Raw genomic sequence first — 10,879 nt, 5'->3', positions numbered from 1 at the left:
CGACCGACCCGACGGATCCGACCGACCCGACGGACCCGACCGACCCGACGGACCCAACCCCGGATGATCCGGTCACGGCGCCGGTGATTGCACCTATCGCTGACGTGGATGTTGCAACCAATACGACGATGCTGCCAATCAACGTCGTGGTTGATAACGAGGATGCAGACGTCACCGTCTCCGGACTGCCGGATGGCGTGACCTATGATCCGGCCACCGGCCAGATTTCTGGCAAGCCAACCAAGGCTGGCGACTACACCGTGACTGTTAAAGCAACGGTGAATGGCGTATCTTCGACCAGCGAATTCCACATCGTGGTCAAGGATCCGCAGCAACCGCTGGCAGACGCAAATAACCCGGCATACCCGCCGGTAGACGTCGCGCCGGGTAGCGAGGTCAAGGTGCCACAAACCGGCGATACGGTACTTCCTGAGGGCACTAAGTTCTCCACCACGGATTCGAACGCGAGCGTTGACCCAGCAACGGGTGAACTGACCGTCAAGGTCCCGGAGGATGCAACCCCGGGTGAGACCATCACCATTCCGGTGACCGTGACTTATCCAGACGGCTCTACTGAAGAGGTAGAAGTTGTTGTCACGGTTGTTGAGCCGGCGCCTGCCGACGTCACGGATTACAAACCTGCTTATTCCGAACCCGTAGAGGTTGCATCCGGTGAGACTGGTGCTGCTGAAGTTCGGTACGGTTCTGATGATGCTCCGAGCGGCACGAGGTATAAGATTCCTGCTGATTGGGCCGGCCAAGGTGGTTGGAACGTAAGCATCGATGAAGCCACCGGCAAGCTGACGGTTATCGCGCCGAAGGCAGGGACGGCAACTCCGGATGATCTCGAACTCGTTGTTCCGGTAGTCATCACCTACCCGGATGGGGCAGTGGCTGACACCATTGCGGCAACGTTCACCTTGGATACCTCCGGCGATACTCCGGAAACCCCGGATGAACCGTCTTGGAACGATGCGAAGGCCCCGGCTGGTGGCGCCGTGAAGGTTCCAAATGTCGGCGGCAAGATACCGGCAGGGGCCAACGTCGATAAGACCACCGGCCCAGGTTCCGCGACCTTGGAAGAGAACGGCGATGTCATCGTCACCATCAAGCCAGACGCCAAGCCAGGCGATACCGTAACCGTCAACGTCCGCGATGACTCCGGCAAGGAAATCGACAGCATCACCGTGACCGTCACTGAGCCGAACACTGATCCGGGTACTGACCCCGGCAAGAACCCAGGCAGCTCGGATGGGTCTTCTGATGGCTCTTCGGATGGTTCCTCGAGCTACCAGCCTTCTGAGCGTTGTGTGGCTACCGGCTTGGCAGTGGGTCTGCCACTGTTGCTGCTCATCCCGGCAGGTCTGGCAGCACAGGTTCGCATTCCAGGTCTGTCTGAGATGCAGGCACAGCTGGCACGCCAGTGGCAGCAGTTCAACACTCAGACGCAGAAGCAGCTGGGTATCTTCAACCCGCAGCTGGCCGGCCAGGTCGAGCAGGCTAATCGCCAGCTCGCGGCCTTCAACGCGAAGATTTCCCCGGAGGTGCGCAAGCTAGGCGCCGGTCTTGCCCTCGTGGCTGCCGGACTTCTGGTAGGCGGTCTGGTCTACGATGCCTGTGCTTCCGACGACGGGTCTTCCACCGGATCTTCTGACTAGTCAGTTGGCAAGCTCAACTGATTGAGCCCTAGGGCTTAATCAAAAGAAGGGAGGCTGTCACTAACGCTTTGGTTAGTGACAGCCTCCCTTTTGTGTATGAGCGTGGGCGGGTTAAGTAGCAAATGCTACTTAACCCTCAGTTTTTATATTGGGGGTGATGCTCTGCGCCGAGATTAGTTTTCGATGTAGTACATCTGCTTGTTGACGAACTCGTCCATGCCCAGCGGGCCGAGCTCACGGCCGAAGCCAGAGCGCTTCACGCCGCCGAAAGGCAGCTCTTCACCCTCACCGGCCGGGGTGTTGACGTTGGCCATACCCACCTCGAGGCGGCGGGAGATGGCCGCTGCGCGCTCGGTGTCCTTGGAAAAGACGGTGCCGCCCAGGCCGAACTGGGTGTTGTTGGCCAGCTCGAGCGCTTCCTCGTCGGAGGAAACCTGGTAGACCACGGCAACCGGGCCGAAGAACTCCTCGTAGTAGATGTCGGATCCGACTGGAATGTCGGTGATAACGGCCGGGGAGACAAAGGCGCCCTTGTCCGCCAGCTCGCCGCCGGCGCGCAGGGTAGCGCCTTCCTTCACCGCGCGCTGAATCTGATCGTGCAGGGTCTCCGCCGCCGCACGGGAGGACAGGCAGGAGTAGGTGCCCTCACCCTGGGCGTCGGCAGGCGCTGCCTTTGCTTCCTGTGCGAGCTTGGTCAGCTCAGCCACGAACTCCTCGTAGATGTCTTCCATGACGATCATGCGCTTGTTGGAGTTGCAGGCCTGGCCCGTGTTGTACATGCGGGTCGTCCACGCCAGCTTGGCTGCTTCTTTGACGTCGTCGGTATCGAGAAGAATATAAGGATCGGATCCACCGAGCTCGAGCACGGCCTTCTTCAGGTTCTGGCCTGCCTGTGCGCCCACGATTGCGCCGGCGCGCTCGGAACCAGTCAGGGAAATGCCCTGGATGCGTGGATCCGCGATGATGGTGGAAATCTGATCGTGGGTGGCGAAGATGTTGTTGTATACGCCTTCCGGAATGCCGGCGTCATCCATGATCTTCTGCACGGCGAGTGCGGAGCGAGGGCAGATTTCTGCGTCCTTTAAGATAATGGTGTTGCCGAGGACCAGGTTCGGGCCCACGAAGCGGGCAATCTGGTAGTAGGGGAAGTTCCACGGCATGATGCCAAGCAGCGGGCCGATGGGCAGGCGGCGGATTACCGCAGTGCCATTGGCAGAAGCCGGAATCGGCTGATCCTTGGTGAACTCCTCGCCGTTATCGGCGTAGTACTTGATGATGGCCGCTGAGAACTCTGCTTCCTCGATGCCTTCGGAGATAGGCTTGCCCATCTCTTCCGCGGCAATCTTGGCCAGCTCCTCCTTGCGCTCCGCAAAGAGGTGTGCTGCGCGGGCAACGATTTCCGCGCGCTCGGACATCGGGCGCGCGCTCCACTCGCGGTAGGCTGCGGCGGCCTTCGCCAGTGCGCCTTCTATCTCGGCGTCGGTGGCAGAGTCGAAGGTCTCGACGATCTCGTCGGTAGCAGGGTTTTGAACTCGGTAAGTGTTAGACATTAATACTCCTTGTTGTGTGATCCAGCTCTTTTTAGAGCCTAATAGTGAACTAGGTTGAAATAGGGCTAGCCTCTAAACTAGCGGCAATTGAGAGTCTTCGCCGGACGTTATCCGCTTCAATGTGCGGCCTTTGAAGAAATCCGGATGGGCAAAGCGCGTGAACAGCATTAATACGGCGCCGAGCAGCAGAATTCCCATGCCCAGCACGAAGACGGTGCCCACTCCGAAAATTGAGGAGCCAGAACCGTATTCCGGGCTAAGCGAATCGAATGCGGTGGTAAAGAACATCAGCAGCAAGAAGCCGCCACCCAGCAGGGGGAAGACGAACTTGAAGATGATGTTGTGTACGCTGCTGAAAAGCTCGTGGCGGAAGTACCAAATGCAGGCCACGGCGGTGATGCCGTAGTAGAAGCAGATCATCAATCCGAGGGCAGAGATGGTGTCCCACAGAGCGTTCTCAGAAAGGATGCGCGTGACCGTGTAGAAACCGCCCGCTGCAATAGCGGAGGCAATCGTGGCCGTAGACGGCGTGCGGAACTTGGGGCTGATCTTGGAAAAGACCGGAGGCAACGCCTTGTAATAGCCCATCGCCAGCAGCGTACGGGCGGGGCCCACCATCGTGGACTGCAGCGAGGCGAAGGAACTTGAGAGCACAGCGACGTAGATAAGCAGGGCAGCCGAGCCGAGCACGGGGGAGGAGAGCGCAGCGAAGATCGATTCCTGGTTCTCCGGGTTGCCAGCACCCAGGCCTTCATCACTCGTTCCTGCCCACGTGATGACGGCCAAGGCAGTCAGAATGTAGAGGCTGATGATGACCAAGACCGTGATGGTTGCAGCGCGCCCCGGAGTCTTTTCTGGGTCCTTCGTTTCCTCGTTCATCGTCAGCGTGACGTCCCAGCCCCAGAACATGAAGATGGACAAGGAAATGCCGGCCGCGATGAGGGAGAAGTTGCCGATTTCCAGCGGATTAAACCATGAAACTGAAATCGGGGTGAAGTCGAATCCGCCGCCCTTATAAGCGCGCACGATGGCCACGATGTCAAAGATCACAATGGCCATGATCTGGATGGCAACCAGCATGTATTGCAACTTCTGCGTGGAATCTAGGCCACGGTAGGAAACCCAGGCTGCGATCGCGATGAAGACCATCGTGGTGGGGATATTAATCCAGAGATTGCGCGTCAGGTCTGCAATTTCGGGGCGGCCTGATATCTGGGCAAGGAAGAGATAGAAGAAGTCCACAGCGACTGCGGCAAGGTTCGAAAGCACCAGGATGGTGGCAGTAATAAGGCCCCATCCGCCCATCCAGCCCACCCAGGGGCCAAAGGCTTTGGTGGCCCAAGTAAACGAGGTACCGGAATCCGGAACCGCATTGTTGAGCTCACGGTAGGCAAAGGCCACCAGGAGCATCGGGATGAATCCCAAAAGGAGGACCGCCGGAACAAACTCGCCCACCGCGGAAATGGTGGGGCCAAGTCCGGAAGTCAGCGTATAGGTCGGCGCGATGCAGCTGATGCCGATGACGACTGCGCCGAGTAAGCCGACGCGTCCGGTAGCCAGGCCTTTGGTGGAGGCGATGTTATCGCCGCTGCCCGGCGTGGGCTGAATCGGTGGTGCAGGAGTGGCACTAGTCATGACTACTCACCGCCTTTCAAAAAGAACTAGGAAATACGGTCTGGTGGTAGGAAGCGATTTGGGCGAAAGCGCCTGCTAGATCGCTTCGTGTTCGGCGCCGGCGTGCATGTAGCCGGCTGGTACGACGACCATAGGGACAGGGATGGAGCGCAGCATTCGCGACGCCGTGCCACCCAAGAAGAGCCGGCCGGGAACCGCGAGGCGAGAAGAGCCAACCACGGCGAGCTCTCCGTCTTGCCAGGTGACGTTTTCCATTGCTGCTTCGACGTCGCGCCCAGTGGCGACGTCGGTTGTGGCGTAACCAGCCGAGAGCATTTCTTCGGCGATATCGCCCAGCTTGCGGTTGGCATAAGCGCGTACCGCATTGGGAACGTCGGTGCCGAGGCCATGCAGATCGGACTCGCCAGGCAGCACGAGCGAAAGCAGGCGCAGCGGAATGCGACGGCGCCGCGCGCGGTCCAAACCAATCGCGATGACATCCGTGGTGCCTGGGCGCGGACCAAACATGGCGGTGATGCGGCTAATCGGGCCGGGGTAGGAGTAGCCGTGTGGCGCGAGAGCGATAGGGACAGTACCGGAGTGCAACAACGTGTTGACCGCAGTACCCATTTGGAAGCGGCCGAAAAGGCCGCCCTTGCGCGCACCAACCACGATCATGTCGCAGTCCAGTTCTTCCGCCGCGCGATTGAGTGCCTCGGCCTCAGACTCGCCAGGGACGATCCGGGCGGTGGCGCGGATGTCACTGGGGATTTCGCCCAGCGCCTCCTGCAACCAACCTGCAATCTGTTCTTCCAGGATGGAGCTGTATCCGCGGTCGTGCGGGTAGACACCGGAGAAGGAATTATTGGCCGGCGCGGCCATGACGATCTCAAGGTTGACGTTGCGGGTTTTGGCAAGGGCGATGCCCAAGCGGAGCGCGTCCTTGCCGTAGTCCGTAGCAACGTAGCCCACCAAGATATGTCCGGTGGCTGCGCGACGATCAAAATCAGAAGCAGACAATATTTAACCCTTATCGGCAATCTTCTGGGCGACGAGCTCGCCCTGGCGGATAGCGCCGTCGACGTGCTGGTAGCCCTCGGCCGCGATGTCGGAGCAGGCGTAGTAGATGGAGCCGGTCGGCTCGTTCTGCAGGTGGCCCCAGCGGGATAGGCCGCCTAGGTCATAAGAGGTGGCGTAGGCGCCGCGGGTCCACTCCTCAGCGGCCATGTCGGAGAGGTAAAACGCGATTGGCTCCTTGGTCTTCGGGCCCAGGTAGTCCGCCATGGCAGAAAGTATGCGCTCCTTGCGCTCTTCTTCTGGCAGGTGCCACATTTCCTCGGCATAAACGTCGGAGACGAAGCCAACCAAGGTGCCGTACTGGTCTTCTTCGCCCTCGGCGGAGGCAGCAAAGTTCTTGCCGTAGTTGGTGTTGTCGTAGACCTCCTGAACTAGACGGCCGCCGCCGAAGCCGGTGCCGGAAAGACCTTCTTCGCGCCAGAAAGGCTTGTCGTAGATGGCGTGGACCTTGATGACCAAGCCCATGGAGATGTGCTGGTGCACGATCTGCTGGTCTCGTGGCAGCGGCGGAACGAAGGAGATGCGGTTGTACAGGTTTGGTGGAACCGCGAGCACGGCGTAGCGCGCCTTCACGGTGACCTTCTCGGAGTAGGCGGTCACCTGGCCAGCAGCGCCGTTGTTGGGCACGCCGTTGCGAACGTCGGCAGCGACCTTATTCAGGTCATCTGCGGTGGTCGGATCAACCTCGGCCCAGTGCAGCTCGCGCACAGGGGTGCCGAGGAAAACATCTTCACCTAGCTCTTCTGCCATGGTCAGCGATACGGACTGCATGCCGCCGATCACGCGGCGGTCCAGGATGAAGTCCTCGTCGACCAAGTTGGAGAAGGAACCTGCGGAAGCAGCCATCAGGACTGCCTGCAGGGTGGAGAAAGCATAGGAAGGCTTGGTGAGCATGCCTGAGGCGACGTAGATGGAGACGTTGTCGATTGCCTCCGGGTCATCAGACAGGCCTTCGAGCCACTTGCGGAAGGAGATGGAGTCCAGCTCCTTCGCACGCGGGTGTGCCCAGGGGCGCGCCGGGTCCATTTCGGCTGCGAGGTCATCCATGATCTTGATGAGGCGGTCCATCTCCGCGATGGTCTTCTCGGAAGCAGGGAAGACGGTGCCCTCGTACTCGTGGCGGGTGCCGTCTGGGGCAACGTAGATGGACTTGCCCTCGCGGTAGCGCTGGAAGGTTTCGAGTCCTAGCTCATCAACAAGCTCGATGAGCCGCGTCTGATCCGGGGAAATCCACTGTCCGCCCAGCTCCACGAAGTGCTCGACGCCCTCGGCGTCCTTGACCTTGCCATTCCAGGTGCGGCCGCCGACGCGGTCGCGGGCTTCCAAGACTGCGACGGAAAGGCCCTTCTTCTTCAGTGTGCGTGCTGCCATGAGGCCGGCAGGGCCCGCGCCGATGACGACAACGTCGCGCTCGAGGACCGGGTTGGTGTTGGATTCGTTGCTAAATAATGACGACATGGTGGGTTCTCCTGTGTGAAGTGGTGAACATCTTCCTCTACGCGGTGCAGAGGAAACGTCTATGGGAAGATTGTTTGAAAGCTCAGCGCAAAATGAACAACATTCATTTTGTGTTGCGTGTCACTGTACAGGAATCAATGTGACTCTGGATAGAGGTTTGAGCCATGAATTTTTCGCGCGCTAAAGGTCGGCCACCAAAGGCGCTGGTAAACCGTGAGAAAATTGCCGAGGCCGCTTTAAAAATTGTGGAGGAAAGTGGCTATGCCAAACTCACAATGGCCCGAATTGCCCGCGAAGTGGGGGTGGGGCCGAGTGCGTTGTACAACCATGTACTTAACAAACATGAGCTGCTCATCCTTGTAGAGGATGCGGTTATGGCGCAGGTAGACGCATCGCTTCTCGACGCCGCCTTAGCGGGCGAGGTGAGCGTGCGTTACGCATTAGAGGTCTGGGCGCGTTCCTACCGCGATGTATTCGCGCGGCACTATCCGCTGGTGGAGGTCATTGCTTCTACCCCCGTGTCCGGTGCTCCACGGGCAGTGAAAATGTACGAAAAATTAGCTGAGGTACTGGCATTTGCCGGCGTCGAATCCGCGCAGATTCTGCCGCGGATCATCATGCTGGAGTCCTTCATCTACGGCTCCGCCTTCGACGCCAATGCTCCCCAAGAAATCTTCGAGGTTCCCGCAGACGGTGATGTAGAAGCACCGCATCTGCGCAGCGCCCGTGCTGCATGGCAAGAAAAACTTTCGGGTGCGGAAATTAAAGAACAAAAAGCCGCCAACCCGTTTGCGGAAGATCCGTTTCACACGGGTTTGGCGGCGTTATTGGCAGACTTCCTGCCGGCGGTTCCAGGTGAGCAACCGCCATCTAAGTAGGGAAAGGGCGATGGGATAGAAGGCGATTATTCGCCGAATGGGCGAATGCCCGCACGCTCCCAGGCGGCCAAGAAGATGTTTGTTTCTTCCTCAGTGGTAATGGAAACGCGAACGCCCTCATCCAGGTAGCGGCGGATGATGACGCCTTCGTCGGAAAGCTTGCGTTCAACCTCTTCGGCGTCGCTGCGTGGAATCCAAACGAAGTTGCCCTTGGAAGGGCGCGCGCCAATTGCCTCTGCTACGCGCTCGCGCTGCACCTTGGTCTCTTCGACGCGGGCAAGCAGCTCCTCTGCCGAGTTAAGCGCTGCGATGGCAGCCTTTTCTGCCATGTAGGTAACCGTCAGCGGCATGGTCATTAGCTTGAGGCCGTGGATGAGCTCCGGGGAGGCGATGCCGTAACCCACGCGTGCCCCGGCAAGGCCGAAGGCCTTGGAGAAGGTGCGGGCGCCCACCAGGTTCGGGTAGTTGAAAATCTCCTCGGCAGAGTCCGGGGTATCCTCCGCGTCGTTGTACTCCCAGTAAGCCTCATCGAGGATAACCACGATGTCCTTCGGAACCCGCTCCATGAAGTCACGGAACTCGCCCTTGGTGATGGTGGTGCCGGTTGGGTTATTCGGGTTGCAGAGGATGATGACGCGGGTCTTGTCCGTGATGGCCTCAATTACGGCATCCAAGCCCAAGCGGTCGTCCTCGGTAAGCGGAGTCATCACTGGTTCCGCGCCGGCCATGCGCACGTAGAGCGGGTAAGCCTCGAAGCTGCGCCACGGGAAGATTACTTCGTCACCAGTGTGGCAGGACATTCCGATGGCCTGCTGAACGATGGCCGAGGCGCCTGCCGCGATGGTGAGGTGATCTTCAGGAACGCCCAGGTACTTAGAAAGCTCAGTGGTCAGTTCTGGGCAGCCATCGATCTGGTAGCGGTTGGTCTCCGCTGCCGCCCGCGTCATTGCCTCGAGCACGGAGGGAAGCGGTGGGTTAGGGATTTCGTTGGAGGAGAGCTTCAGCTTGTCGCCGTCGGACTTGCCGGGCTTGTAATCAGGGAACTTGTTGAGATCAGAGCGAAGCATATGGTTATAAAACTCCTAACTTTAAAGCGACTTTTAAGAAGTGATAGATAAGAATTAGAACATGTTCCACACGGTAACCGCCATAATGACGATTCCCATGCCAAATACGAAGTAGTTCCACGGGTCATTTTTGAACTTGGAATAAGCGTCGAACTTCTTGAACATGTAGACCGGGACCAGGTAAACGAGGAAAGCCACGAAGATGCCACCGACGACCGAAATCATCGACACAATGGATGGGTTATAGACCGCCACCAGGGTAGTGCCAACGAAAGTGATGAGATAAATGATGTTGAGCAGGCTGCGGTGCGAGATACGCTCAGCCATCTTTGGCGCTGCTAGGCGCAGCAGGTACTCTGTGCCTTCCTCGGTGCCCAGCATGTGGCCGAAGTAGGAGGAGATGATGGCGCACATGACCACAACGGGTGCCATGTAGGCCATGAACGGGGTGCCGGTGACGTTAGCGAAGTAGGACAGTACCGGAATGTTTTGTTCCAGCGCCTCATTCATACCGTCGGCGCCCAAAGCCAGGACGCATGACCAAACAAAGAACATGGTAAAGACCACCAGCAAGATGGCGGTAAGCAGCTCCGTGCGGTCAACGCGCTTGGCGGTCTTCTCGCCATAGGCCGGCTGCATGTCTAGTGCGAACTGAGACAGTGCTGCCATGTGGGAAAAGGAAAATACAAGCACCGGCAGAATCAGCAGGATTCCCTTGAGGATTCCAAAGTCACCTTCACCGTTGTCGTAGTGCAGGAAGCTCTGAAAATCCCAGCGTGGTGAGATAGATGGACGTTGCTGCCAAAGCGAAGATGAGCGGATAGACCAGCACCTGGGCCAGCCACAGCATGGGCTTGCGGCCCACGGCGAACGCGCCGGTCATAATGCCCACGCAGAGGATAGCGAGTACCCACCGGTTGATGGAAGGTCCACCCAGTTGGTTGACGATGAAGCTATCGACCGAGTTGGTGATGCTGATGCCGTAAATCAGCACCGTGGGGAAGATAGCGAGCCAGTACAAAATGGCGATAACGATGCCGGAGGTGCGGCCAAAATGCTGCGTGGCCAGTTCCAGGACGTCCTTGCCGTGGTCGCGGATGGGCGCGCCACTGACTATTCGGACATAGGTGCGGTGCGAGAAATAGACCAGCGGCAGGATGAAGACCGTGGCAAAGACCAGTGGCCAGAAACCAAATCCACCAGCGTTAAGTGGCAGGAACAAAATTCCTGCGCCGACGGCAGTGCCGAACAGGGTGATGACCCAAGTCATCGTGGAGCCAGCAGGTTTGGCCTCCGCACGCTCAACAGCGGTAGCAACGGTATCGCTCATTGAAAAACCCTTTGTTTGGGGACAGGTTTAGTCGTTGTCAGGCAGCGATAGAGCTTGATCCACAATCACGTTGATGACTGCTGGAATCTGCTTCTCGCGCATAGCCTGCAGGGCGCGCTCGACGGCAGGGCCTGCCTCGGCGTCGGAAGTGACAAGCTCGCCGTGTGCGCCGAAGCCACGGGCGACGGCGGCGAAATCTGGGTTGGAAAGCTGGGTGCCGGAAACGCGATCAGGGAAGTGGTTCTTT

Annotated in this window: 8 protein-coding genes and 1 pseudogene; 2 read left to right on the top strand and 7 right to left on the bottom strand. The window is 58.9% G+C overall.

Features of this window, described 5'->3' with window-relative positions; all coding sequences use genetic code 11:
• On the top strand, window positions 1-1,658 hold a 1,658-nt coding region (locus HMPREF2935_RS02645), incomplete at its 5' end, for a Rib/alpha-like domain-containing protein (RefSeq protein ID WP_210400716.1).
• A 173-nt stretch (window positions 1,659-1,831) separates the two neighbouring features.
• Here HMPREF2935_RS02645 and HMPREF2935_RS02640 read toward each other — a convergent pair.
• The 4 genes from HMPREF2935_RS02640 to HMPREF2935_RS02625 form a co-directional block, all read right to left on the bottom strand.
• Window positions 1,832-3,208: an NAD-dependent succinate-semialdehyde dehydrogenase gene (locus tag HMPREF2935_RS02640; protein ID WP_070731879.1), complete on the bottom strand. Its 1,377-nt coding sequence runs from the start codon at window positions 3,206-3,208 to the stop codon at window positions 1,832-1,834.
• A gap of 72 nt (window positions 3,209-3,280) precedes the next feature.
• On the bottom strand, window positions 3,281-4,843 hold the full coding sequence (locus HMPREF2935_RS02635; protein WP_070731877.1) for an APC family permease: 1,563 nt from the start codon (window positions 4,841-4,843) through the stop codon (window positions 3,281-3,283).
• A gap of 75 nt (window positions 4,844-4,918) precedes the next feature.
• Window positions 4,919-5,842 (bottom strand): universal stress protein, encoded by a 924-nt coding sequence (locus tag HMPREF2935_RS02630; RefSeq protein WP_070731875.1) that lies wholly within the window; start codon window positions 5,840-5,842, stop codon window positions 4,919-4,921.
• A 3-nt stretch (window positions 5,843-5,845) separates the two neighbouring features.
• A complete protein-coding gene (locus tag HMPREF2935_RS02625) occupies window positions 5,846-7,357 on the bottom strand; it encodes a flavin monoamine oxidase family protein (RefSeq protein WP_070518173.1) in 1,512 nt (503 codons plus the stop codon).
• A 164-nt stretch (window positions 7,358-7,521) separates the two neighbouring features.
• Between HMPREF2935_RS02625 and HMPREF2935_RS02620 the strand changes: the two genes are divergently transcribed.
• Entirely contained in the window at window positions 7,522-8,235 is a 714-nt protein-coding gene (locus HMPREF2935_RS02620) for a TetR/AcrR family transcriptional regulator (RefSeq protein ID WP_070731872.1), read from the top strand.
• A gap of 26 nt (window positions 8,236-8,261) precedes the next feature.
• Here the strand turns inward: HMPREF2935_RS02620 and HMPREF2935_RS02615 are convergent, their stop codons facing one another.
• From HMPREF2935_RS02615 to HMPREF2935_RS12930, 3 genes and pseudogenes are all read right to left on the bottom strand, one after another.
• The gene (locus HMPREF2935_RS02615; protein ID WP_070731871.1) at window positions 8,262-9,302 is read right to left on the bottom strand and encodes a histidinol-phosphate transaminase; all 1,041 of its coding nucleotides are present in this window, start codon (window positions 9,300-9,302) and stop codon (window positions 8,262-8,264) included.
• 54 nt (window positions 9,303-9,356) lie between these two features.
• A pseudogene (locus HMPREF2935_RS02610) lies at window positions 9,357-10,632 on the bottom strand (amino acid permease).
• Window positions 10,633-10,659: 27 nt separating this feature from the next.
• The coding region (locus HMPREF2935_RS12930; RefSeq protein ID WP_246817764.1) for a thiamine pyrophosphate-dependent enzyme at window positions 10,660-10,879 on the bottom strand (220 nt) is incomplete at its 5' end.

The sequence above is a fragment of the Corynebacterium sp. HMSC076D02 genome, from assembly GCF_001813815.1.
Taxonomy (GTDB): domain Bacteria; phylum Actinomycetota; class Actinomycetes; order Mycobacteriales; family Mycobacteriaceae; genus Corynebacterium; species Corynebacterium simulans.
Note: the sequence above shows the minus strand (reverse complement) of the source record. Positions and strands in the feature narration are given on the sequence as shown.

Coding starts and splice junctions, on each gene's coding strand:
- HMPREF2935_RS02640 (WP_070731879.1), bottom strand. CDS start 3,208: ATGTCTAACACTTACCGAGTTCAAAACCCTGCTACCGACGAGATCGTC.
- HMPREF2935_RS02635 (WP_070731877.1), bottom strand. CDS start 4,843: ATGACTAGTGCCACTCCTGCACCACCGATTCAGCCCACGCCGGGCAGC.
- HMPREF2935_RS02625 (WP_070518173.1), bottom strand. CDS start 7,357: ATGTCGTCATTATTTAGCAACGAATCCAACACCAACCCGGTCCTCGAG.
- HMPREF2935_RS02620 (WP_070731872.1), top strand. CDS start 7,522: ATGAATTTTTCGCGCGCTAAAGGTCGGCCACCAAAGGCGCTGGTAAAC.
- HMPREF2935_RS02615 (WP_070731871.1), bottom strand. CDS start 9,302: ATGCTTCGCTCTGATCTCAACAAGTTCCCTGATTACAAGCCCGGCAAG.